At 38.3% G+C, this 23,248-nt stretch carries 23 protein-coding genes and 1 tRNA gene; 14 read left to right on the plus strand and 10 right to left on the minus strand.

Annotation, left to right across the window (positions count from 1 at the left end; translation table 11 throughout):
- The first annotated feature begins 73 nt into the window (after positions 1-73).
- The 4 genes from Q8S11_RS08865 (at position 74) to Q8S11_RS08880 (ending at position 4,082) form a co-directional block, all read left to right on the plus strand.
- The gene (locus tag Q8S11_RS08865) at positions 74-421 is read left to right on the plus strand and encodes a hypothetical protein (RefSeq protein WP_305661732.1); all 348 of its coding nucleotides are present in this window, start codon (positions 74-76) and stop codon (positions 419-421) included.
- Positions 422-575: 154 nt separating this feature from the next.
- Positions 576-2,891, plus strand: a complete 2,316-nt coding sequence (locus Q8S11_RS08870; protein ID WP_305661733.1) for a TonB-dependent receptor — start codon at positions 576-578, stop codon at positions 2,889-2,891.
- A 2-nt stretch (positions 2,892-2,893) separates the two neighbouring features.
- Positions 2,894-3,445 carry a hypothetical protein gene (locus tag Q8S11_RS08875; protein WP_305661734.1) on the plus strand — a complete coding sequence of 184 codons (552 nt, stop codon included), beginning with the start codon at positions 2,894-2,896 and terminating at the stop codon, positions 3,443-3,445.
- Between the two features lie 34 nt (positions 3,446-3,479).
- Positions 3,480-4,082, plus strand: a complete 603-nt coding sequence (locus Q8S11_RS08880; protein WP_305661735.1) for a porin family protein — start codon at positions 3,480-3,482, stop codon at positions 4,080-4,082.
- A 644-nt stretch (positions 4,083-4,726) separates the two neighbouring features.
- Here Q8S11_RS08880 and Q8S11_RS08885 read toward each other — a convergent pair.
- From Q8S11_RS08885 to Q8S11_RS08915, 7 genes are all read right to left on the minus strand, one after another.
- Entirely contained in the window at positions 4,727-5,101 is a 375-nt protein-coding gene (locus tag Q8S11_RS08885; RefSeq protein WP_305661736.1) for a hypothetical protein, read from the minus strand.
- 167 nt (positions 5,102-5,268) lie between these two features.
- A complete protein-coding gene (locus Q8S11_RS08890) occupies positions 5,269-6,735 on the minus strand; it encodes an L-lactate permease (protein WP_305661737.1) in 1,467 nt (488 codons plus the stop codon).
- A gap of 275 nt (positions 6,736-7,010) precedes the next feature.
- On the minus strand, positions 7,011-7,397 hold the full coding sequence (locus Q8S11_RS08895; RefSeq protein WP_305661738.1) for a hypothetical protein: 387 nt from the start codon (positions 7,395-7,397) through the stop codon (positions 7,011-7,013).
- Between the two features lie 62 nt (positions 7,398-7,459).
- Complete coding sequence (locus Q8S11_RS08900) at positions 7,460-8,386, minus strand: 1-phosphofructokinase family hexose kinase (protein ID WP_305661739.1); 927 nt, start codon at positions 8,384-8,386, stop codon at positions 7,460-7,462.
- Between the two features lie 46 nt (positions 8,387-8,432).
- Positions 8,433-8,822 (minus strand): NAD(P)-dependent oxidoreductase, encoded by a 390-nt coding sequence (locus Q8S11_RS08905; RefSeq protein ID WP_305661740.1) that lies wholly within the window; start codon positions 8,820-8,822, stop codon positions 8,433-8,435.
- A gap of 222 nt (positions 8,823-9,044) precedes the next feature.
- On the minus strand, positions 9,045-11,435 hold the full coding sequence (ppsA, locus tag Q8S11_RS08910) for a phosphoenolpyruvate synthase (protein ID WP_305661741.1): 2,391 nt from the start codon (positions 11,433-11,435) through the stop codon (positions 9,045-9,047).
- A gap of 269 nt (positions 11,436-11,704) precedes the next feature.
- Positions 11,705-12,556 carry a universal stress protein gene (locus Q8S11_RS08915; RefSeq protein WP_305661742.1) on the minus strand — a complete coding sequence of 284 codons (852 nt, stop codon included), beginning with the start codon at positions 12,554-12,556 and terminating at the stop codon, positions 11,705-11,707.
- Between the two features lie 349 nt (positions 12,557-12,905).
- Here Q8S11_RS08915 and Q8S11_RS08920 point away from each other — a divergent pair, with 349 nt between their 5' ends.
- The 3 genes from Q8S11_RS08920 to Q8S11_RS08930 are packed head-to-tail and all read left to right on the plus strand — an operon-like array spanning position 12,906 to position 14,448.
- The gene (locus tag Q8S11_RS08920) at positions 12,906-13,124 is read left to right on the plus strand and encodes a helix-turn-helix transcriptional regulator (protein WP_305661743.1); all 219 of its coding nucleotides are present in this window, start codon (positions 12,906-12,908) and stop codon (positions 13,122-13,124) included.
- Positions 13,124-13,453: a HipA N-terminal domain-containing protein gene (locus tag Q8S11_RS08925; RefSeq protein ID WP_305661744.1), complete on the plus strand. Its 330-nt coding sequence runs from the start codon at positions 13,124-13,126 to the stop codon at positions 13,451-13,453. Before Q8S11_RS08920 ends, Q8S11_RS08925 begins: the two co-directional genes overlap by 1 nt.
- Positions 13,450-14,448 carry a type II toxin-antitoxin system HipA family toxin gene (locus Q8S11_RS08930; RefSeq protein WP_305661745.1) on the plus strand — a complete coding sequence of 333 codons (999 nt, stop codon included), beginning with the start codon at positions 13,450-13,452 and terminating at the stop codon, positions 14,446-14,448. The genes Q8S11_RS08925 and Q8S11_RS08930 overlap by 4 nt, the downstream gene beginning before the upstream one ends.
- Before the next feature lie 621 nt (positions 14,449-15,069).
- On the opposite strand, the gene Q8S11_RS08935 is transcribed toward Q8S11_RS08930, so the two are convergent.
- The 3 genes from Q8S11_RS08935 to Q8S11_RS08945 form a co-directional block, all read right to left on the minus strand.
- A tRNA-Pro gene (locus tag Q8S11_RS08935) sits at positions 15,070-15,143 on the minus strand.
- A gap of 285 nt (positions 15,144-15,428) precedes the next feature.
- Positions 15,429-16,061, minus strand: coding sequence for an OmpA family protein (locus Q8S11_RS08940; protein ID WP_305661746.1), 633 nt, complete (start codon positions 16,059-16,061; stop codon positions 15,429-15,431).
- 226 nt (positions 16,062-16,287) lie between these two features.
- On the minus strand, positions 16,288-18,354 hold the full coding sequence (locus tag Q8S11_RS08945) for a glycoside hydrolase family 18 protein (protein ID WP_305661747.1): 2,067 nt from the start codon (positions 18,352-18,354) through the stop codon (positions 16,288-16,290).
- 181 nt (positions 18,355-18,535) lie between these two features.
- On the opposite strand from Q8S11_RS08945, the gene Q8S11_RS08950 reads away from it, so the two are divergent.
- Genes Q8S11_RS08950 through Q8S11_RS08975 form a run of 7 tightly spaced genes read left to right on the plus strand, consistent with a single transcriptional unit; the run spans position 18,536 to position 23,247 of the window.
- A complete protein-coding gene (locus tag Q8S11_RS08950; RefSeq protein ID WP_305661748.1) occupies positions 18,536-19,114 on the plus strand; it encodes a DUF4255 domain-containing protein in 579 nt (192 codons plus the stop codon).
- A gap of 2 nt (positions 19,115-19,116) precedes the next feature.
- Entirely contained in the window at positions 19,117-19,953 is an 837-nt protein-coding gene (locus Q8S11_RS08955) for a hypothetical protein (protein ID WP_305661749.1), read from the plus strand.
- Between the two features lie 13 nt (positions 19,954-19,966).
- Positions 19,967-21,454: a phage tail sheath C-terminal domain-containing protein gene (locus tag Q8S11_RS08960; RefSeq protein WP_305661750.1), complete on the plus strand. Its 1,488-nt coding sequence runs from the start codon at positions 19,967-19,969 to the stop codon at positions 21,452-21,454.
- 42 nt (positions 21,455-21,496) lie between these two features.
- Positions 21,497-21,949, plus strand: coding sequence for a phage tail protein (locus tag Q8S11_RS08965; RefSeq protein WP_305661751.1), 453 nt, complete (start codon positions 21,497-21,499; stop codon positions 21,947-21,949).
- A gap of 9 nt (positions 21,950-21,958) precedes the next feature.
- Positions 21,959-22,408, plus strand: a complete 450-nt coding sequence (locus tag Q8S11_RS08970; protein ID WP_305661752.1) for a phage tail protein — start codon at positions 21,959-21,961, stop codon at positions 22,406-22,408.
- Position 22,409: 1 nt separating this feature from the next.
- Positions 22,410-22,577 (plus strand): DUF5908 family protein, encoded by a 168-nt coding sequence (locus Q8S11_RS17840; RefSeq protein WP_371135144.1) that lies wholly within the window; start codon positions 22,410-22,412, stop codon positions 22,575-22,577.
- 1 nt (position 22,578) lies between these two features.
- Complete coding sequence (locus tag Q8S11_RS08975) at positions 22,579-23,247, plus strand: hypothetical protein (RefSeq protein WP_305661753.1); 669 nt, start codon at positions 22,579-22,581, stop codon at positions 23,245-23,247.
- Position 23,248 lies beyond the last annotated feature (1 nt).

The raw sequence follows: 23,248 nt of genomic DNA on the forward strand, positions 1-23,248 counted from the left end.
ACGTTTATTATGCTATGGAATTCTTTGTTTTTTTATTGTTTTAACAAAAATTTGATTAATTTTGAATAATTGGATGATGAAAAAATCGAGAAAATCATATAGCGTTTATTTGTCAGTATTTTTACTGATAGCTTTATCTGCTGTTTTTTTGCCGCTCGATGTTTTTCATAATCATGAACCATTTGCTGTTAATAAAACTATCAAGCAGATAAATTCCAGTAGTAAGGAAGATTTAAATGCTAAAAATAGTGCCGATTATTGCTGGGTTTGTGCTGTTCATATCGATAAAACGTTTACCAAAGCAAATTTTGTCGAAAAATTAAGGCTTTCGCCTGCCATGTCTGTATTTCTTAATAATGAAATTACAGGTTATGTTGTTGAATTACTTCTTACCAGTTTAAGAGGCCCCCCTTCTGAATAATTCCTTATTTCTTTTTTGATACACTCTTTTCTGAGTGTTTGTCATTTCTAATTAAATTTTAATTCAAGTATTTCTTTTTTTTAAAATCATCTATACTGATGTTTTATAATTAAGTTTTCTTAACAATTATAATTTAAATAATTACTTAACCCATATGAAAAAGCGATTATTTGCTATAAAAATCAGCATTTTCTGTTTGATTACCTTAAACATTTTTGTAGTTGAGGCAATCGCGCAGGAATGCCATTTTCGATTAAGCGGTATTATTTATGATGGTACAAACAAACAAATTTTGTCTGGTGCCACTGTTTCACTTGTGGGTAGTGATAAAATTGCGGTAACGAATAAATCTGGGGTATATCGCTTTAACAAACTATGTTCAGGAACTTATCGCATAAAAATAACTCATGTAGGCTGCATCCCTATAGAAGCTAGTTTAGTTGTAGATTCTGACTTAGTGAATCAGAATTTTTATCTTTTACATACTTCCGAGCAACTCAGTGAAGTGGTGGTAAGTTCTAGTTATGATACTGATGTTAATTCAATTAAATCCAGCTTATCTGTTGAGGAAATGCAAAAACTTAAAGGCAGCACTTTAGGTGAAATGTTAAAGCAGTTGAGTGGGGTTTCAGTTTTACAAACGGGCAGTACTGTTTTTAAACCTGTTATACATGGATTGCACAGCCAGAGGGTATTAATTCTAAACAATGGTGTCAGACAAGAAGGGCAGCAGTGGGGTGCAGAACATGCTCCGGAAATAGATCCCTTAGTAGCTTCTCGCTTAACAGTAATTAAGGGTGCCGGCGCGCTTAGGTATGGTTCGGATGCTATTGGCGGTGCTGTTTTGGTTGAACCACGTAGTTTAGATATAGACACGGGCCTTCGTGTTGAAGTCAATACAATTTATTCTTCAAATAATAGAATGGGTCTGCTTAATTCTATTGTGGAACAAGGTATTAAATCAGAAAAAAGTTCCTGGGCATGGCGATCACATCTAACTTATAAGCGGGGAGGAAATGCTCGTACACCCGATTATTGGTTGCATAATACCGGTATTCAGGAGTTAAATTATTCATTTCATGGAGGTTATCAGCGGGAAAAAACAAAAGCTGATATCTATTTTAGTGCATTTAACACTAAAATAGGCATTTTTTGGGGCGCACACATTGGAAATTTGACAGATTTAGAGAATGCAATTAATAATAAAACTCCTTTATTCAATATTAATGAATTCGATTACCAGATTGGCAGACCAAGTCAGGAAGTATCTCATTATTTAATAAAGGCGAAACTAACTCAGGAATTAAGCAAAGACCGGAGAATTAACTTTGTATTGTCGCATCAGGAAAATTTCAGAAAGGAATTTGATCGCTCACTCATTGATAATAATCCCGAATTAGATCTCAATTTAGGGACCACCACCGCCGACTTAAATTTTGAGACCGATAGATTTGCTAATACAAATCAACAGTTTGGTTTTACCGTTCAAAGACAGGCCAATATCTGGAGTGGTAGCAGATTTTTTCTACCAAATTATACAAATCTATTATTAGGCTTATACGGGATTAGAAAATGGGAAAAGAATGATTTACAATTTGAAGCGGGTTTAAGATATGATTATCGCAGTCTTGAGGTATTTAGGAATCAAAATGGCCAAAATTTCCAGGTAGACAGACAATTTAATAACCTTTCTTCTTCATTTGCGATCAATTATGTTCCCAATAATAATATGAGTTGGGTAAACAATTTTTCTTTGGCCTGGAGGCCACCTCATGTTAATGAATTATATGTGAATGGCTTGCATCATGGTACAGCCAATTTTGAAATTGGGGATCCAAATTTAAATAGTGAAACCAGTTTGAAATATACAAGTCAGTTTAATTACCAGTGGAATAAAAATACAAAGATTGACTTAACGCTTTATGCTAATTACATTCAGAACTTTATTAATCTGGTGCCAGTTTTACCGGCAACTTTAACATTGCGTGGTGCATTCCCAACCTTTCAGTTTAAACAAGCTGATGCTTTGTTAAGTGGGTCAGATCTAACGTTTAATACTGCTTTAAACCCATCATGGACTTATAGATTTAAAGCTAGTGTTTTAATTCCACGTAATTTAGAATCCCGTACCTGGTTACAGCAAATGCCTGCACCACAAATTGATCAGGAAATTTCATGGTATTTTTCACCTGATAAAAAAAGCAATTATATATCAACCAATGCTTTGTGGGTGGCCAGGCAGCGTTTTATCCCTGATAATTTTATAGATTATCTGGCTCCACCAAGTGAATATTTACTTTTCAATCTCAATTTCGCGACAGAAATACGGCTTATGAAAACCCCGGTTAGCCTTGGTGCTAGTGTTTTTAATTTATTTAATGTTCGCTATCGTGATTACATGAACCGTTTCAGGTATTTTTCTGATGAGGTAGGAACCAATGTTGTATTAAGACTTAAAATCAATGTATAATTATGCTTAAAAAATATGTAATAGGAGTATTGAGTATTGCTCTATCAGTTAGTGCGATATCCTGTAAAAAGGCCAGTATGGCTAATAATGAATCGGAGCATCAAGCTATAAATAGGATAGAGATGCTCTTTAAACAGAGCGGCACTACCGTATCCACAATAGTTGCCGAAGATCCGGATGGTGATGGAGGTAATCCACCATCCAGGATCGATAATATTAGTTTAGATATTAATAAAACCTATGATGTTGAGGTGAAATTCTTCAATATCAGTAATGGAGTTACTAAAGATATAAGCCCCACTATTCTCCAGCAGGCCAAGCAGCATGAGGTTTATTTTATCCTATCAGGTTTGAGTTTATCCATTGAAAAGAAAGATAAGGATGATAATGGATTTCCCATAGGCTTAATATCACAATGGAAGACAGGAAATACAGGTGGACAGGGCTCAGTATTATTAAAATTGATGCATAAACCCCTTATAAAGGGACCGAATGATGATCCCTCTAAGGGACATTCAGATATAGCCATCAGCTTTAACTTAAACGTAAAATAACAATTAATAAATAAATCAAATCTTAAAAACAATTATGAAAAAATTAACAATTATTGCCCTTTTGCTTATACCTGCAAGCATTACTTTTGCTCAAGCCCCAAAATTTGGATTTAAAGCAGGTTTGAATTTTAATAGTGTGAGTACCAATGATGATGATTTAAAGGACGAATTAGGTGGGCGTACCAGCCTTCACTTTGGTGTGATTACTGATTTTTCAATGAGTAAATCATTATCCTTTCAGCCACAATTACTATTTAGTGGCCGTGGTGCAAAAATTGACCATGGCGATCATGCAGATGTTTATGCTTTTAACTCATTAGAGTTACCCCTCAACTTTACTTACAGAAAGGATCCTGCTAAGGGTATTTTTCTGGGTGTAGGTCCATCATTGGGTTACAACCTTAATGGTAATATTAAATCAGAAGAGCATGGAAATGAAGAAGTTGAATTTGGATCAGGGAATGGCGAAATTAAGCGTGTTGATCTTGGTTTAAATGCCCTTCTTGGATATCAGTTTTCGAACAGGTATTTCGTTTCAACCAATTATTCTGCAGGTTTAAGCAATTGGAGTAACAATAGTAACTCTTCATGGAGAAATAATATAATAGGAATTTCTTTAGGTGTCTTTCTTAAATAAGAAGACTCTTTAATTTATAAAAATCCCCAAATCTGTTATAAGTTTGGGGATTTTTGTTTATTAATTATTAATGGAAGGATGTTATTTTTTATACCTTTTCAGGTATCTATTTTCTGTTGATACTCTTACCATTGAAGCCGTCCCGAATGGAGCGGCAATCTACCCCAGCCGAGACTTTCAAAAAAGAGATTAAGGAAAAGGAGATGAAACTTTTTTTTCTATTAGCCAAAAACCGCGTTGAACTTGAAACTAACAATTACATGCAATGATGTTAAATAATTTTCTATCAGATTGACTTTTGAAGCAAAACTACCGGTTTATCAACTTGCCAATTACTGGTATTATTTCGCCATTAACCGGGATCAATAAATGGTACAGAAACTGCAGGCGTGACGACATTGAGGCTTGTATCAATGTCAAAATAGAATAATTAAATAAACCTGAGTTCTACTAATAAAATCACACATGGGATGCTTTATTATCCTTAAACAGTCTGTTAAATTAATATCCGCCATTACAGAAAATAATTGGATTTAATAAACGAACTCAGGTTTCTATTTAGGTATTTTAAATAAAAGATCAGCCTTATTGAACCTGTCTGGTTCAATAAGACGCCAATTATGCTAATGTTTATTTTTAGAAACTCATTTGAATTTTGCTGATATATATTCAATTAAGCCTTCATCACTCATTTTATTAGATGTGCTTTCTTTAGCCAGCACATTTTTGTACTGTGGGGTTTCTTTTAAGTATTTAATAAATTGTTCCTGTGCAGTACCGGTTCCGGTTACATGTACTTCGTCAACGTTTTGCATATGGGAAGTTATGCCTTTAAATAATTTTTGAAGCGAATCCCTTTCGGCATTGTTCGCCGCATTTTCGCTCGAATTTCCATGCTGACTATCTGCCTTTTCATGGGCTAATACTACAAAATTTCCGGAGTCTACATTTTCTTTACCTACAACAGTTGCATGTTGCGAATCCATCCAAATACCAAATTGTTTTTTATTTCCTGACATTTTATACATTTTTTATATTCAATTAATTACGCAATAAGCATGCCATTTAGGTTTTAATGAATTGCTTAAAATTCGCTTAAAACAGATGCTGGTATACCTATGTTCATTCTTCCCTAAGACTTTAAAACATAGGATGGCTAAACAATAGGGGAGTAGCTCTTATATTTTCATAAGTACCCCCAAATAAAAGCGCTAAGGCTCAATAGCAAAAAGAAAAACAACACAGGTTTCCATAATGTCTGCAAAATTTTCCTTTCCATACCTGATTCATTCAGTACAGCTTGAACCATTGCGATGTTTTGAACAGACAAGGCGTTTCCTAAAGCGGATCCGGCTAACTGGCAAGCCAAAAGCAGAGAAGTATTGAGTCCGGCATTGACCCCTAAGTTATACCACTCTGCACCAAACATCAGATTCGACATTGTGGCGCTTCCGGCAATGAAACTACCCAAAAAACCAGTAGCGATGGCCAGTGAGGGAGCAAAGGCAGCCGGGATGAACCCAGTGGCAAACAACTCTTCCATTTGCAGATTCGACGCGAGTAAACTGGCTATGATGGCAAGACAAGCAATACAAGCAAACGTTGTAGGTAAACGTTGTATTGAAGCCTTAAATGCAGGTCTGATACTGGCACCTTGTTTACTATTAGACAGATAGATGCATAAGAGTCCTATAAAAAAGACTAATCCCGGTTGAAAAACATTGATGCTCTTATTTAACCCAATTGAGGGCCATAGGATCGAAAATTTAGTACTACCCAGTAATGTTTTTCCAAGAATAAGCAACAAAGCTATTAGCAAATATGGCTTAAAAGTTTTAAAAAGTTGTTTGATTAAGGTGCTATTTACCCTTGGCATTGACCCACCAATATTCTTCAGCACCTGTAACCACGCAAGCAGCCCTATAATTGCGGCCATTATAGACGGTAATTCTACACTGTATAGAGAAATTACAATAAAGGGCACAACAAATGCAATACCTGCCAGTAAACTTACAAAATTGAGCTTTCCGGTTTCCGGGTAGATAGTAATCATCCCCCCGAGCTTCAAAAGACGCTTTAAGGCAAATGGCATCAAAATAGTAGGTAGCAACAATAGTAAGGTGGTATATTGAGGCACCTGGGTTATAGGGAGGTCGTCAAACCCAATTTTGATTGGTGTTCCCACAGCACCGAAAACAACCGGTATCGTATTAGCCAGCAATGATAACGAAGCAGCCAGATAGGGCGGAAAACGTAGTCCGAGTAGTATAGGAGCCACGATCATGGCAGGCGTTCCAAAGCCTGAGATGCCTTCAATAAACCCACCGAAATAGAAGGCTAGTAATATCACAACCATCAGCTTGTTTGTTGAGAATGTCTTTAGCGAGGTCTCCAAATTCTGAATAAAACCGGCTGATTTGAGGTAGTTGAAAAATGTCAATGCCCCGAGAACTAATAAACTAATTTCTAATGCTACGATGGTCCCATGTATACCGGCTCTCAAAATGCGAAAGGAACTAAATCCTTCGCTGATTATGATTCCCATTATCACAGTCGCCAAACTAACGAAAGCAGCGATCAATAGACTCTTGTTCAACACAAGGGTAAACAAAAGTAAAATTACAAATGCAACAAAGAGCAGGATTATATCCATACCAGACAATCATTTAATAGTAGTTTCGATAAAAAGAACACAATTGGCAGCTAACGCAAGAGAAATAGTTGTTAGCATTAAGCGGATTGGTTCTTCACACCAGAGGTAGCCCATTGCAAAAATGATTACTTAGATAACCAAATGCCAGTGAGGTCGGCAATTTTGTTACCATAGAACAAAAGTTTGGTCCCACAAAATATTACAGTAGCGCGAGCGATAAAACCAGATATATTTTATATGGATTATCCACTTTATTCTCAGTTAACCACCGTATGTCAGCTACTAAGTGCAATTATCAACCTATCGATTATTTTACTTTCGCTGTTATTTTTCCCGCGATAGGCATTCGCTATGGTCTCGGCTGTTTGTAATATATTACCGACAAGTGTTGGAGTAAAGCGGGATTTATTCTCATCGTAAAACTCCAGGAATGAGTCAAGTCCGTTTCGTTCAGTGCTTTCTGCTTCTTCATATTCAAATGCGAAATCTATTAAATTTGCCTGGTCAGTTCCATACCTATCAATGGACCCTTCTAATGGTTTCCAGGTATTTTGGATTAGTTTCTGCAAGGATTCTCGTTCAGTTGAATGTACTTTACCATCTATGACAGCAATGGAATAAAAAAGTCTCCCTAATTCAATGTATAATTGTTCGTAAAACATAAAATGGTTTATTTATTGTTAAATAATTTAATTATTAGTTTAATAATATTTATCTTCTAGAGCTATGTTGACATTAGTTTAAATAAATAGTCTGCGTCTTCCTTTCTGCATAATTCAGTACCCGGGTTCATGGTCGCGGCTGTACCGCAGGCTACACCAAACTGCGCAGCTTCTTCAATGCTTTTATTTAGTGCAAGGCTCAGCACTATCCCGGCCACCATACTGTCACCAGCGCCTACAGTACTTTTTACTTTAACAGCCGGGGGCATGATGTGCATCGCTGTATTTCCACTTACCAGCATGGCACCCGCCGCACCCATTGACACAACTACCACTTCACATTTCCATTTGTTTATTACTTCCCTGGCAGCTTCATCCACCCGTTCAATATTCAGATCTTCTTTACCCACCAATGAACTCAGTTCAGCCAGGTTGGGTTTAATTAAATAAAGACCTGCCTGCACGGCCTCCCTTAAAGCTTCACCGGATGTATCAACAATAAGTTTTGCATTTATTCTTCCTGCTATAGATGCAATTTCTGAATATACAGAAACGGGTATACCCGGTGGTAAAGCGCCGCTTACTACAATGAAGTCAGCATCATTTATGTTTTCAATAAGTGCCAGGCATTGTTGCCACTCCTGTTCAAGGATGGACGGGCCCGGCATTCCAAAACGGTATTGCTGATTCGTTGAGGTTTCAAGCACAATAAGGTTTTCTCTTGTATTCTCTTTTATTTCAGCAAGTATTGAATCTATGCCTTCCTTGTTAAGCAATTCCGTAAATGCTTTGCCGGTATAGCCCCCGGCCATATAAATGGCAGTTGGCTTTCCCCCCAGTTTTTTTATAGCTCTTGCCACATTGATTCCTCCACCGCCAGGCTCATAAACCGGGTTAGTGCACCTTAATTTCTTTTCAGGCATCAGGGCTGCTACTGTGGTGCTCTTATCAATGGCGGGGTTGAATGTAATTGTTATGATTTTTGACATGCTGCAAATACTGATGTGATTAAAATATTTACTATATTTTTTCGATTCAATCTAACCATGTCGTGGGTACATACCTATGCACGGTCCCTTTCCCTGTAAGCTCATTTTCTGTAGGATTATCTTGCGCCCAGCAGTCTATATTGTAAAAAGTATTGTCAGCAATGTTCGACAATGCTTCCTTTGTCGCATATGCCTGATGAGGGGTTACAATAACATTGGGAAAGCTGATCAGTTTTTCCAGCATTTCATCCTGTATTGGGTTCTTAGAGTGATCGTAAAAGGATATGCCTTTTTCTTTTTCATACACATCGGTACCGAGGTATCCTATTTTGCCCCTTTTCAATGTTTCAATTACGTGTTGCATATTCATTACGGCGCCTCTTTCTGTGTTAATGAGCAATACATCCTGCTTCAAATTATTGTTTTCATCTGTCATGTTTTAATTGCCCAGATCATTTTTACTTAAGCGGCATTACGCCAGCCATTTCTCCAATTACATTTACAATCTCTGATCCCGCCGGCACTACAATTTTTGCATTTGATTTAAGTGAAGTTTCAACAGTTTCAAGTTTCTTTAATAATTGAGTATTTCCTTTAAAGTGTTGATTTGCATTGATGTGTCCATTTTTTCCTCCACTTTTAATGTTTTTAAATACAATTATTTTGCTGCCTTCATCATCAATTCAGCTTTTGATATATTCTCAATTCCTTTGGCCAAAGCATCGGGGGTAAAAGAAATTGAGTCGATGCCCTGGTCGACCAGGAATTGTGAAAATTCCGGAAAATCACTCGGTGCCTGACCGCATAAGCCTATTTTGATTCTTGCCTTCTTTGCTGCTGCAATTGCCTGTGCGATTAATATTTTTACTGCTTCATCATTCTCGTCGAACAAATGGCTTACAATATCAGAATCTCTGTCAAGTCCAAGTGTCAATTGAGTAAGGTCATTTGAACCAATTGAAAAGCCATCGAACAGCCCTGCAAACTTGTCAGCCAGTATAACATTACTTGGTATCTCTATCATTACATAGATTTCCAGCCCATTCTCACCACGCTTCAGGCCAAATGTGTCCATGGTATGCAATACTTTTTCTGCTTCTTGTATAGTACGGCAAAACGGGATCATCACTTTAACATTGCTGAGCCCCATGTCATTTCTTACACGCAATACCGCTTCGCACTCCAGGCCGAACCCGGGTAGGTATCGGGGGTCGTAGTATCGCGACGCGCCCCTGAAACCCAGCATTGGGTTTTCTTCTTCCGGTTCATAATATTCACCCCCGATCAGTGATTTATATTCATTGGACTTAAAATCACTCATCCTCAGTATCACCTGATTGGGATAGAAGGCTGCAGCAACTTTTGCTATAGATTCTGCAAGCTTATGTACGAAATATTCTGTTTTGTTTTTATAATCCGCAGTTATCTGAGCAATGGTATTCTTTACCGGACTTTTCGGTAAGGTTTCAAATTGCACTAATGCCATGGGATGAATTAGAATGCTATTGTTGATTATAAATTCCATGCGTAATAGACCTACACCCTCAGCAGGGTAATGCGATAGTTCAAAAGCCCTGTCAGGGTCTGCCAGTATAAACATGGGGGTAGTCTTTACCTGGGGCAACTTTGAAAAATCAGTTGTGAATTTTTCGTAAGCAACTGTACCTTCAAGTACGTTTCCCTCATCACCTTCAATATTTGCTACTGTTATTATTTGTCCGTCGTGGATCACCTGCGTTGCATTGCCAGTACCTACTACCGCAGCGATACCTAACTCACGCGCTACAATAGAGGCATGGCTGGTGCGACCGCCTTTGTTGGTAACGATACTGACAGCTTTTCGCAGCAGCGAATTCCAGTCGGGATTGGTGATATCAGCTACCAGAATATCACCATCCTGTAGTTTATGTGCTTCAGATAAAGAATGAATAATGCAGGCACGTCCGCTTATGATCATTTTACCTACCGACTTACCGGTACATAATATTTTCCCTTTCTCTTTCAGTTTGTAGGTATACACCTTTCCATGTTCTTTCTGCGAATGGACCGTTTCGGGCCTTGCCTGAAGAATATATATTTCATTTGTACTTCCATCTTTTCCCCATTCTATATCCATTGACATGCCATAGTGCTGCTCAATAGTATGGCTCCATCGGGCTAGCTGCAACACCTCATCGTCAGTTAATATCCAGGCGGATCGTTTATGCAAGAGGGTCTCTATGTTCTTCACTGGTCTTTCAGCACCAGGCGAATCATCATAAACCATGGTATGCTCTTTAGCTCCCTTCTGTCTGCTAATAATGGCATTTTTTTCTTGCTGCAAAGTAGGCTTGAACACCCAAAACTCATCTGGTGTTACCGCACCTTGCACAACATTCTCTCCGAGCCCCCAAGCACCTGTAATGTAAATGGCGTTTTTGAACCCGCTCTCAGGGTCAATAGTAAAGATTACTCCTGCACACCCGAGGTCAGACCTTACCATGTATTGTACCCCCACAGATAAACCTACCTGCATGTGATCGAACCCATTGTCAATTCTGTATTTGATTGCGCGATTATTAAAAAGAGATACATAACACTTATGAACTGCTTCAAGGAGGGCATCCTCACCCCTTATATTGAGAAACGAATCGTGCTGACCAGCAAAACTGGCAGTGGGTAAGTCTTCTGCAGTGGCGCTGCTTCGTACAGCCACAGCTACATTGCTATCCTGAGCAGATAAATTGCGGTAAGAATTCAGAATTTCTTCCTTCAAATTCTTGGGCAAGGTGGCATTTGCCATCAAACTCCTGCACTCCTTTGCGATTTCAGGAAGATTTTCAAGCGTTTCATGGTGTATCGAATCCAATAATTGTTTAAGCCGATCGGTAAGATTATTATCAGATAGAAAAAGCTGGTAGCCTTTCACGGTAACTGCAAAGCCATCCGGCACCTTGACACCAAGCGGCAGCAGTTTATTGAACATTTCGCCTAATGAAGCATTTTTACCACCGACTTCAGGTATTTGCCCGATGTCTAATTTATTAAAGGGAAGGACTAGTGAATTCATAATTAATGTTTAATAGAAATTATACACTATTGCTACTCATAATCAATGACTAAGTCAAAGTTTGAGAGAGATACCAAATTCGAAGATATCGTTACCATTGGTTACAAAAAATGATTCAGGTCAATATAGGGGATGACTTCTATCAATGCTTAAAGACCGTGAAATGCAAGTTTGGGAAGCTTTTGTATACTGAGTTTTTGCCAAATCCCAAGGTCGGCTAATAATATTGTTCTATAAATTGAGGTCGCCTTAGCAAACTCGCTCCAGATTTAATAGGCATGCCCTTCAAGCAACTGGTTCAAAATTAGTACAGGCACATCCGAATACATTACCATCTCTTTTTCTACGCTTTTGTAAAAGAGCTTATGCAAAAAGCTATGCTCTTTATGGATGACAATAATCAGGCCTGCGTGGTGTTCATTGCAAAATTCTCTTATACCCTTACCTATATTGCGATGATTCGTATAATAATAATCTATGAGATTTCCATCCAACAGCCTGTGTAATTTTCCTATACCCATGATTTGATCAATATCACTGCTTTCCTCTCCATTAGTGTCAACATTCAAGACCAATAACCTGCATCGGTAATCATTGATGAATTGATTTATCAACATGCGAGGCATTTTTTCCACCTCCAGGAGATCTGTAGCTAATACCGCGCTATATACCGGTTCAAAAATATAGGCAGTGGGAATAATTAGCACTGGTAAGTGCACGTTTTTAATAAGATCAAATATTTGACTTCCAATTAGAAGCATACCTAATGCAGAGCGATTTTTGCTTCCTGCTATTATAAAGTCGACATGATGGTCCCTGGATATGTCTGATACTGCAGTAATTAATGGCCTCTCATCAGTGAGCGTTTCTATACGAGTATTAGCATTTCTAAAGGGTTCAAGTGATAACTGTAGATCTTCCATCCGTTGGTTACTCTCCGCCTTTAAGGAATCGGATTCTACAGTAATGAAGGCAATTTCGCCTGAAGAACCAAGCAGATCGTAATAAGAATTGTATAGGATTATTTTGCTGCTCTCAAAGGTGCCAGCAAAAGTCAGTGCGTAGCGAGCCGCGTTAAAAGAGCTGTAAGAATGGTCGGTGAGTAGGAGGATTGTTTTCATAGTCTAAATAGTTTTAACCAAAATCGTAACTACATTTGAGTTATTTAATGTCCATAATCATTTTGACCGATGATCTTCATCACATGATGATAATCAGATACTTAGGTGATTTCTCTCATAGACGCTAAGACGCAAATGGATACAGGTTATAAAAATCATTCCTTTTAGATGGATATTTCGCGTCTGCAATAAATTAAAAGCTATGGCTGGTGAGATGGTGCATTATAATGCACCTTAATGCTGAAACATTTATCAGGAACTATGAGATAGTGCAAAAAGTGCAGTATAATGCTCTTTTTATTTGTTTTATTAAGTATTACCACTATATTTGAGTAAATAGAGCATTATAATGCACCAAACAGAACTTGTAACAGTCCTTAAAGAAAGGAGAGAGGCCTTGGGCATAACGCAGGCGCATCTGGCTGAGCTTGCCGATGTAAGCCTGCGGACATTGAAATCCCTGGAGGTTGGAAAAGGCAACCCCACGTTGGAAACCTTAGCTAAACTGATCGAAGTTTTGGGCATGGAGCTCAAGTTGGAAATAAAAGCACCACAGCACGATAAATAATGAGAAAAGCCAATGTTTACCGGAATGGAGAACTGGTCGGCAGTCTTACGGAAGAAACCGTGGGTCATTATATCTTTGAATATGATGATGAATGGTACCGCGACGACTCAAAGCCCGCTGTAAGCCTCACACTGCCAAAATCTCAGAAAAGGTATGAAAGCAAGTACCTGTTCCCTTTTTTCTATAATATGCTGAGCGAGGGCGTGAACAAAAAACTTCAGTGCACCCAGTTAAAAATTGATGAGAAAGACAGCTTCGGCCTGCTGATGGCTACCAGCCAGCATGATACAATCGGCGCTATCACCGTCAAACCCGCTGACCTAGCATGAACTTAAAAGAAATAAAATTTTGTCCGGGAACTCTTGCAGAAGGATTTGACACGTATAGTCCGCTCTGTCTAAAGAACATGTTCAATAAAAAGAAGGTGAGCCATATCTTGCCTTATGAGGCTGCGCGCAATGAGGAAGTAGAAGAACAGTTCATTGAAAACCGGAAGCGTATTTCTTTATCGGGTGTTCATGAAAAGCTGAGCATGGTTTTAGAGAAAAACCAGCTCCGTTTAACCCATCCGGGAGAACAGGGAACTTATATATTAAAGCCAATACCCCGGGATTTGAAAAAAGTTGATCAGGTACCTGCTAATGAACACCTCACCATGCAGATCGCCAGACAGGTTTACGGTATAAAAACAGCAGAGAACGCGCTGATCTTTTTTCAGGATGGTACTCCCGCTTACCTGACCAAACGCTTTGATGTGAAAGAGGACGGCACAAAATGGGGAAAAGAAGATTTTGCTTCGCTTGCTCGTCAGTCAACTGATAGTGCCGGACCCAATTTCAAGTATGATTATAACTATGAGGCCTTGGGGCTGCTTTTCCAGAAATTCGTCCCAGCCTGGAGGATAGAAATAGAGAAATACTTCGTTATGGTACTATTTAACTATCTTTTTTCTAATGGTGATGCGCATCTCAAAAACTTCGCGCTACTTGAAAGTGCATCCGGCGACTATTTATTAAGTCCGGCATATGATCTGATCGATACCCGGCTGCATGTAGATGATACTGATTTTGCGCTGACAGCGCTTTTTGCAGATAAATTCCAGTCCCGGGCCTGGAAGAACAAAGGTCATGCCTCGGCAGAAGATTTCAGAGAGTTAGGCAAACGGATCGGTGTGCAGTCCAAAAGGATAGATAAATTATTACCGCCTTTTCTTTCCAAACAAGAACAGGTAGAAAGCCTGATCTCACGCTCATTCCTGAACGATCCGGCCAAACGAGCTTACCTGATGCATTATCAAACCAAAAGGAATTACCTGAACGGCTAGATCAGCTAATGATATTCAACAACAAAGCTAACCTGCGAAGAAAAACCGCCCGCTTGTATAGCCTTTATGCCCGACCGGCGGGGCTAAATTTGCGGAGGTGCTGAAATGGATAATTGGCCTTTAAGAAATGTTATCTTGGAGCCTGTTACCAATGCGAAATGGTTTAACTATTGTTAATAGCTAGGTGTTAAAGCAAGATCAAGTGTAACCCTAGCCTTAGGCTTATCGCATCGCCCGATGAAACCCGGCCGATCATCACTAAAAAAAAATGATTCAAAAAAACCCGCCATAAATTAAAAGCTATGGCGGGCGAAGTCGGGTGGCAGGATTAGCTGCGCTGATCCTGAATAGGGGGGCTTACAAACACAAGCCTTACGCTTCTCGTACCTCGAAGCTGGCTTTGTTGTTTTACTTCGTCCCTCAAGGGCACCGTGATGTTGGGTGTGGCAGGGTTAGCTGCGCTGATCCTGAATAGGGGGGGCTTTACAAACTCAAGCCTTACGCTTCTCGTACCTCGAAGCTGGCTTTGTTGTTTTACTTCGTCCCTCAAGCCTTGCAGGCTTGGTGACTTTGTAAAACAACAAAGCCCTTTCTGCTGAAGCAGAAAAGGCTTTTCGTTTGTCGGGGTGGCAGGATTCGAACCTACGACCTCCTGGTCCCAAACCAGGCGCGATACCGGGCTACGCTACACCCCGAACATTTAACAAGAATTGCAGAAGCCTTTCAATTGTTAAGGGATTGCAAAGATAGACTTTTCGGCATTTGTGACAAATATTTTTTAAAATAATTTGAACATATTTTACAGGTTTTCCATAACCGGCTGAGAGATAGGCTAAAGAATTTATTGGTTTTAGATTATGATCATTTTATTTAATAAAAATAGCCCCGGAATGTTCCGGGGCTTACAGGTTTATCAGGTTAATCTATTCTTAAATGTTCGTGTTAAGGTACCTTCTCATATCTCACATCTCACATCTCAATCAATTCACATGTCCCAGATTAATACCATTAAAAACAATATTAAACTCTGTTTTTCTGTTTAATTGTTGTACAGCTAAGGAGCAAGAAGGATCATCATTGCATGGGTTTCCCATATTTGGTCTGCCATATTTTTCTATCTGTAAACGATCTGCCGAAATTCCTTGGGATATCAGATAATTAATGGCTGATTGAGCTCTGTTTGCGGCAAGTTTTTCATTGTATTTTGACATTCGGCTGTCAGAATAAGCTGTGGTTGCTACATTGATTCCAGGATTTTCTTTCATCAAAATCACAAGATTATTTAAAACAGGAAGGGCATCAGGACGAATAGAGGCATCGTCTAAATCGAAATAGATATCGGCTATTGCAAAGGCTTTTTTCAATGAACTCAGATTGTCAAAAACAAACTGTTCAGATACCATATACATTGCTTTTCTGTACAGTACAGCATCAACTTCATTTGCCGTTCTAGTTGAAATTGTATTCCCTGGCTCTAATAAACTGTCATGCGAAACTAAGGTAGAATTATTAACTGCCATGTAGTTTGCAGATCCGGAAACTTGTGCAAAAACATTATTTATTATAATACTGGTTGAGAGAGTTAATACTGCGATAAATAATTTAGTTTTCATATCACTTGTTTTTGTATTTACTGACTCTTACGGTCATATCATACCAAATGTTTCACAATTATTTGTTTTTTCTCACAATTAATAATGAAAATATCATAAATATACTTTGTGTATATTGAACACTTAATAATTATTGTATATAAGTATTTGATATGTAATGAATTACGATACAATTATGAATATTGCAGAAGCAAAATCAAAAACAAATTGTTGACAATCTCATGACTTATGGTTTTTCATCATGCTGAATTGCAGGAAAGATAAGCAGTCGCATGATTAATGAACCAAACACTATCCCCGCAAAAATGACCATCAATAATACCAGAAAAGGCATGCTGATACAATTTTCACCGGCCCCAAACCAGGGAAATCTATTGTCAATATAGAGCCACATAAAAATGGTAATAATAAAGAGATTGATGGAAACAATAAGGATTTTGATCAGAAGCTTTTTCCAGCGCCACTTTTCCCCCTTGTCCTTAATCTGATAGATCAGAATAATGATGATTATAAGTGAGAAGAGTCCGAGAATAATATTGACAATGGTTAACAGAAGTTCATCCGGATGATCATATTGTTCATCACAGGGAAATTGTAATGCATTGTAATATGCTACTGAATTAGATTTAATATATCCCCAGATCGATTGATCATTAGCATGCCGCGGTTTAAGAGGAACCAATTCCTTTGAAATAGTGTCTATGCTAATAAATTTACTGGCTAAGACATCCCATAATTCACCATATCCTTCATCTGCACCTAAATCCCTGATCGCTACCCCTCCAAGTCCGTTTTGAATAATAAATTCGTATTTCTGTTCCAGAGAGCTTTCATTATCATAATAAATATGTCCGGTTAGGATTCCTTCATCGTCCCGGGTTTCTATTGAAGCATAGGCCTGATCTTTATTATAGCTTACCGGCGCATATTGATGGTTTAATCGGATTTCCTTGTACGGAATATAATTTTTAAACCTTTCTATTCCGGTTCGGGCATTACGCTCAAATACAGCACCATAATAGCTTAGTCCTAAGATGAATTTATAAGGAGGAATTCCAATATTAAGATATCTGGAAACGCTCGACTGAATACTATAATCACTGTCATCGCTAAGAGGAGCAATCGGACCAGGAAAATTGGTCGGCTTATTACTGAAATCAATAATAAACCGGTCTGTCAGGGTATCCAGAGCAGGGATATCATAGGCATTACTCTCATCATATACCGGTAAGGTAATGATGACCTGATATTGTTTGGTTTTTAAACGGTAAGCTTTTGATAAATCACTGACAAAATCCACAAAATATGGACGAAGCGTTTTATTAAGTCCTGTAAATGCGATATTAATTCCTTCGGCATCGCGCTGCTCCAGAAGATCTAAGGTATTATTGATCAGGTTTTTTCTGGCTGTTTCGTTGGTTAGAAATTTTGCAGTTTCAAGTGAGTTTTTATTGCCTACTGTTAAAATGACCTTTGCACCGGCTTCTTTTACATTATTAATAATTGATGCATCCCTCCAGCGGTTAAAATTTTTGGATAAACCGGTAGCCGGGTCTATTTCATAATAATCATACAGCAATGAGCTAAGTGTACTTAAATTGTACTTTCCAGGGCTGTTCCTTATATCAAAAGGATAAATTCCTAATACTTCAGCTCTATGACCTAGTTTTAACCGGTATCTGATTACCGTACTGTCATTGATAGTATCGAGAAATGCACTTTTGCTTGCATAAACATCACGCATTAATTTTAATTGTTCCTGCCTGTCTTTTTTCTTTTCCTGTTCTTCCTTATTATCAGTTAATATTGGGATCAGGCGGTCTACAAGATCATTGATGTATTTATCATTGGGATCAGGTTCCTTTATTAATTTGAAAGGTTTATTTCCGCTTGGGATTGATTCAGGCTGTTCTGAGACTGTGGGATTTTCAGGAATTTTGAGCTGTTTTATCAGATCCAATAAAGTTTGAAATTGTTCTTTATTAGCTTCAGCGAGTTCCAGTTTGAAATCTTCCAGGTGCTTTACTGTTACAAGTGAGGTATCTGTTTTTATTATTTTTTCAATAAGGACCATTACCCGCTGCTGCTCCTTAGTAATGGCATTTTTTTTGAATTTCAGGGCATCCAGAAGTAATTTGAGCGGGTTTGATTTTGGTTTTTCGGCTTTGGCAGTATCCTGAAATGTGCTATATTCTTTATGAGAAAGACTGTTTCTATCGTTTTTCGCCCTTGAGTACGAGGAGGTTAACGATAAAGTTATAAGGAATATAAGGCAAACCAGGGATCTAAGCATTTTTGTTCTTCAAAGGATACAGGTAAAGATGAATAAAAAAAATATTTTTTTTAAAATTCAATTTATTTTCTTAATGTTACAATAAATATCTCTTTACGTGTGAATATAAAATGAATAATTTTATTGAAGCATTGTAAATTGTTTGGAATTAATCTGGTGTTGGTTTAGGATATTTAACAAAATGATTTACGAGGCATTGTCATGTCTGGTTGATGAAATTAATGAACATTTCAGAATCAGGCTAAAAGTTTCAGAAGATAAGGTCAGCTTATCAGCCATTGTAAATCAGGATGGTACCATTGCCATCCAAGGCGAAAATAAAATCCTCCTGACCCTTATTAATATCGAAAAAGAAACTGTAGGAATGAATAATTCCGCATTTTCAGGTTCTTCGCTCGGTATTAATAAGTCACCTGTATTAACCATTAACCTTTATGTACTTTTTTCGGCTTATTTCAGCAATGGAAATTATCCGGAATCATTAAGGTTTATCTCTTTTATTATCGCTTTTTTTCAACAGAAAAGCGCTTTTACCAGGGTCAATACTCCCCGTTTAGACCCGGAGATAGAGAAGTTAGTATTTGAAATGGCAAGCATAAGTCCCGAGCAATTAAACAATGTCTGGGGAAGTCTGGGAGCCAAATATATGCCGTCAGTAATTTATAAGGTGAGAATGCTGACTTACAATAATAACATTATAAGGGAGATCAGACCAGTAGTGTCGGGTGTGGAGAGCGATAACAATATTGCTAATTCATAACAATGAGATATGCCTACGAGGTATTGGTAAACGTTTCGTTTAACCATACTTATTTTTCAAGCAAGGTATTTGCGGGACTGGCTTTTACGCCATCTTCATCAACACAGCTATTATTTTTAAATAACGGCTTGCTGTTTAAACCTTATCCGGGTGGTTTTCGCATTGTATTTGATACCAACTTCAATAACAGCAGCAGGAGCAGGGAAGATCTGATTTCTGATTTGCCGGATTGCAGATTCACAGCCACGCTGAGTGATACAAATTTTTATAATTATACTTCAATTGAAGGTTCAGACATTGGCAAAAAAATATTTCATTTTTCCAATGCTGAAGCAAATGAATCATTGCTGAAAACCTCAATACATTCGGGTGATTTTGTTTCAGAAAGCGACCTTAAGGCGCTAACTGAAATTGATGAACCATTTTTTGTTAAGCCTTTCGCCATTCTTGATCTCAGGATTGCTCAGGGTCTTCCTGAGAGTTATTCCCTGAATTTTAAAGCCAAAGAAACAATCTGGAGATATGTTCTGATGAGTGAAGATTTGCAATCCCTCAATAATCCTGCAATAATTGATAATAACGGTACTGAACCATTTGATGGCCCCGAATTATTGAAATTCAGCGGGATAGAAGGTCTGGCTTTCAAATCTAAACAAGCCATCAGTTTTTCAGAAAGAAGTAGTCAAAATTTTCAACTGGTTGAGAATTATGATGCCGAAACAGGAAGATATAAAGTGGTAATGCGTGCATTGCCAAAAGCAAACCCAGAAATGATCAGTTTGATTAAGAGCGACAATCCAATAGAAAACAACAATTATTCAGAAATATTTATTAACTAAACTAAATTAAAAAATGGCATCAACATTAATGACACCAGGAGTCTACCTGGAAGAAAAGAACGCCTTCCCAAGTTCGGCAGTTGCTGTGGAAACAGCTGTGCCTGCTTTCATTGGCTACACATCAATGGCAGAGCGGAACGGGAAATCGTTGGTAGGAAAACCTACCCGGATTACTTCATTTGCCGAGTACATCGAATGTTTCGGCGAAGGGTTCAAATCTAAGTTCACGATTGTGGATTCACAAATTGGGGATGATGAATCATTTATGCTCGAAAGGGCTCCTAAAAAGGTTGCATTTAAGGATGGAAACATCGCTTATATGTTCAACAGTATTCGTTTGTTTTATGCAAACGGTGGTGGCCCTTGCTATATCCTTTCTGTAGGTATTTACGGCGGAGCAGAATCCCTGGAGATTAAACCCGGTGATTTTGAAGTTCTGGACATTTTGGAAAAGGAATTTGAGCCAACCCTGGTCGTAATCCCTGATGCCATTGCTCTGGGTGCTGAATGCTATGGAATTTACCAAAAGGTACTGGCACATTGTGCTAAAATGCAAAGCCGTTTTGCAATTTTTGATGTAGTGAAACAAGAGCCTACAGATGAAACAGCAGTTGTGATCAATGATTTCCGTGAAGCTATTGGTATCAACTTCCTGAATTATGGTGCAGCTTATTACCCTTGGCTGAATACCTCTATCGTTCAGAACGATGAAATAGATTTTGAAAATGTTGATGGTGATCTTTCTGCCTTACTGCCTGAAGCCGATGCAAAAAACATCTATGCGAAATATAATGAAGATAGTGCTAAGTTAGAGGCAGGTTCAGCTGATTTGCTTACTGCCAAGAAACACCTGCATCAGGGTTTAAAAGCTGTTAGTCCTACCTATACTAACATTCTTACTGAAATTCGTACCAAGCTGAATCAGCTTCCTCCAAGCGGAGCGATGGCAGGTATATATACCCAGGTTGATAACAGCAGGGGAGTATGGAAAGCACCGGCCAATGTTTCTGTGAGCATGGTTAATGCGCCGGCAGTGAACATTTCAAGTGAAGGTCAGCAAAGTCTTAATGTAGATGTAATGGCCGGAAAATCAATTAACGTTATCCGTTCTTTCCCTGGAATTGGTTGTCTTGTTTGGGGCGGTCGTACATTGGATGGAAACAGTCAGGATTGGAGATATATCAATGTGAGAAGGACTTTGATCATGATTGAGCAATCAATTAAATTAGCTGCCAGGGCTTATGTATTTGAGCCTAATGATTCAAATACCTGGGTAACTGTCAAAAGTATGATTGATAACTTCCTGATTAATCTCTGGAAACAAGGAGCTCTTGCAGGTGCAGCACCTGAAGTAGCTTTTGATGTACAGATAGGTCTGGGATCTACAATGACACCAACTGATATACTTGATGGAAAAATGTTGATTACAGTAAAAGTTGCATTGGTTCGCCCTGCTGAATTTATCGTAATTACGTTCCAGCAACAAATGCAACAATCATAATCAATTAATTAAACTTATTATTTACATTTAAATATTACAATTATGGCAGAAGATGGTTTAGCACAATCAACGGCAACCTGGCCGTTAGTTAAGTTCTCATTTCAAGTGAAATGGGACGATGCAGAGCTTATATTTCAGGAAGTAACCGGTTTATCTTCAGAAACTCAGGTTATTGAGTATCGCGGAGGAAACAGTAAAGTATATTCAACTGTTAAAATGCCCGGCATTAAGAAGTTTGGTAATATTACTCTCAAAAAGGGTATATTTAAGGGTGATAAAGCACTTTGGGATAAGTATAACCTGATCAAGATGAACACGATCAAGCGTTCAACTATTCTTATCAGTTTACTTGATGAAGGTAATGAGGTTGCAATGAGCTGGACATTATTAAACGCATTTCCATGTAAAATGACCGTTTCGGATATGAAATCCGATGCGAATGAAATCGCGGTAGAGACAATGGAACTGGCTCACGAAGGCCTATCAATAAAATAATAATAATTAATGGGAACTACTGATCAATATTACCCACCTGTCGGATTTAGTTTTAAAGTAAATGTTGAAGGGATAACGGGAGTAAATGAAGGTAGTTTTCAGGAAGTTAGCGGGCTAAGTGTAAAAATAGCTCCAAAAAATGTGGAAGAGGGTGGGGAAAATCGGTTTGTGCACCGTTTCCCCACCCCTCCTAATTATGAGAACCTCATTCTCAAAAGAGGTATGCTCATTGGCTCCCCGCTCATAACATGGGCAAGAAATAGCTTCGAATTATTTACTTTTACGCCTAAAATTGTTAATCTTAACCTTCTCGATCAGACGGGTGCACCAATTTCCACCTGGAGGTTCGTTAATGCATATCCTGTAGCAATGAAAATTTCAGATTTTAAAGCTCAGGAAAACACATTGGTTGTTGAAACCATGGAGTTATGTTTTGATTATTTTACAAAAGTAAATTAAGATGCCTATAGAAATCAGAGAATTAGTAATTAAAGTATCAGTCGACCAGAATAACAAAAGGTCCAATTCCGGAATTGATCCCAGGGAATTAGCGGCCCTTAAAAGCAAGATCGTAAAAGAGTGTATGGAAACCATTCGCCTTCGAATGAAAAATACATCCGAGCGCTGATATGCAGAATCTGGTTAAATTAAAAATACTTGGATTTAAAGATCCTTCCTGTAAAGGAGTGGAGTCGGACTCTATTGTGGCATTCATAAACCCCTCTGCTTATGAACGCTCTTTAACGGTTGATTATACCCAGGATCAGACCATTGGTTCAAGTGCAAGCACCCAGAGCTTTAAAAGCATGGGACAGAGTGATTTGAAATTAACATTTTTTGTGGATGGAACAGGTGTGGTCAAACTACCTGCCGGATTCAGAGATGTAGACCAATACATCAAAAAGTTTACCGACCTGGTCACCAAATATCAGGGAGAAATACACCGCCCTTATTACTTGCTTATCCTATGGGGTACATTGAAATTCACGGGTGTATGTTCAAAGATTGATATTAAATACAGCCTATTTAGTCCCGATGGAAAGGCATTAAGGGCAAGCATAGACATTACAATTACCCAGAGTAAAGATTATAAAACTAAAACTCAGGAAGGGGCTAATTCTTCACCTGATTTGACTCATTTAAGAACTGTCAATGCCGGGGATACACTTCCCCTGATGGCTTATCGCATTTATGGCGATAGTTCTTATTACGTCGAGGTTGCCAGAGCCAATGGTCTGAATAGTTTTCAGGATATTAAACCCGGTGATCAGATATATTTTCCACCAATAAAAAAATAAC

The sequence above is a fragment of the Daejeonella sp. genome, from assembly GCF_030695525.1.
In the GTDB taxonomy this organism is placed as follows: domain Bacteria; phylum Bacteroidota; class Bacteroidia; order Sphingobacteriales; family Sphingobacteriaceae; genus Daejeonella.

What these genes read in the sequence shown, in the direction of transcription:
- Q8S11_RS08865 (WP_305661732.1), top strand. Translation starts at nt 74, where the DNA reads ATGATGAAAAAATCGAGAAAATCATATAGCGTTTATTTGTCAGTATTT.
- Q8S11_RS08870 (WP_305661733.1), top strand. Translation starts at nt 576, where the DNA reads ATGAAAAAGCGATTATTTGCTATAAAAATCAGCATTTTCTGTTTGATT.
- Q8S11_RS08875 (WP_305661734.1), top strand. Translation starts at nt 2,894, where the DNA reads ATGCTTAAAAAATATGTAATAGGAGTATTGAGTATTGCTCTATCAGTT.
- Q8S11_RS08880 (WP_305661735.1), top strand. Translation starts at nt 3,480, where the DNA reads ATGAAAAAATTAACAATTATTGCCCTTTTGCTTATACCTGCAAGCATT.
- Q8S11_RS08885 (WP_305661736.1), bottom strand. Translation starts at nt 5,101, where the DNA reads ATGTCAGGAAATAAAAAACAATTTGGTATTTGGATGGATTCGCAACAT.
- Q8S11_RS08890 (WP_305661737.1), bottom strand. Translation starts at nt 6,735, where the DNA reads ATGGATATAATCCTGCTCTTTGTTGCATTTGTAATTTTACTTTTGTTT.
- Q8S11_RS08895 (WP_305661738.1), bottom strand. Translation starts at nt 7,397, where the DNA reads ATGTTTTACGAACAATTATACATTGAATTAGGGAGACTTTTTTATTCC.
- Q8S11_RS08900 (WP_305661739.1), bottom strand. Translation starts at nt 8,386, where the DNA reads ATGTCAAAAATCATAACAATTACATTCAACCCCGCCATTGATAAGAGC.
- Q8S11_RS08905 (WP_305661740.1), bottom strand. Translation starts at nt 8,822, where the DNA reads ATGACAGATGAAAACAATAATTTGAAGCAGGATGTATTGCTCATTAAC.
- ppsA (WP_305661741.1), bottom strand. Translation starts at nt 11,435, where the DNA reads ATGAATTCACTAGTCCTTCCCTTTAATAAATTAGACATCGGGCAAATA.
- Q8S11_RS08915 (WP_305661742.1), bottom strand. Translation starts at nt 12,556, where the DNA reads ATGAAAACAATCCTCCTACTCACCGACCATTCTTACAGCTCTTTTAAC.
- Q8S11_RS08920 (WP_305661743.1), top strand. Translation starts at nt 12,906, where the DNA reads ATGCACCAAACAGAACTTGTAACAGTCCTTAAAGAAAGGAGAGAGGCC.
- Q8S11_RS08925 (WP_305661744.1), top strand. Translation starts at nt 13,124, where the DNA reads ATGAGAAAAGCCAATGTTTACCGGAATGGAGAACTGGTCGGCAGTCTT.
- Q8S11_RS08930 (WP_305661745.1), top strand. Translation starts at nt 13,450, where the DNA reads ATGAACTTAAAAGAAATAAAATTTTGTCCGGGAACTCTTGCAGAAGGA.
- Q8S11_RS08940 (WP_305661746.1), bottom strand. Translation starts at nt 16,061, where the DNA reads ATGAAAACTAAATTATTTATCGCAGTATTAACTCTCTCAACCAGTATT.
- Q8S11_RS08945 (WP_305661747.1), bottom strand. Translation starts at nt 18,354, where the DNA reads ATGCTTAGATCCCTGGTTTGCCTTATATTCCTTATAACTTTATCGTTA.
- Q8S11_RS08950 (WP_305661748.1), top strand. Translation starts at nt 18,536, where the DNA reads ATGATTTACGAGGCATTGTCATGTCTGGTTGATGAAATTAATGAACAT.
- Q8S11_RS08955 (WP_305661749.1), top strand. Translation starts at nt 19,117, where the DNA reads ATGAGATATGCCTACGAGGTATTGGTAAACGTTTCGTTTAACCATACT.
- Q8S11_RS08960 (WP_305661750.1), top strand. Translation starts at nt 19,967, where the DNA reads ATGGCATCAACATTAATGACACCAGGAGTCTACCTGGAAGAAAAGAAC.
- Q8S11_RS08965 (WP_305661751.1), top strand. Translation starts at nt 21,497, where the DNA reads ATGGCAGAAGATGGTTTAGCACAATCAACGGCAACCTGGCCGTTAGTT.
- Q8S11_RS08970 (WP_305661752.1), top strand. Translation starts at nt 21,959, where the DNA reads ATGGGAACTACTGATCAATATTACCCACCTGTCGGATTTAGTTTTAAA.
- Q8S11_RS17840 (WP_371135144.1), top strand. Translation starts at nt 22,410, where the DNA reads ATGCCTATAGAAATCAGAGAATTAGTAATTAAAGTATCAGTCGACCAG.
- Q8S11_RS08975 (WP_305661753.1), top strand. Translation starts at nt 22,579, where the DNA reads ATGCAGAATCTGGTTAAATTAAAAATACTTGGATTTAAAGATCCTTCC.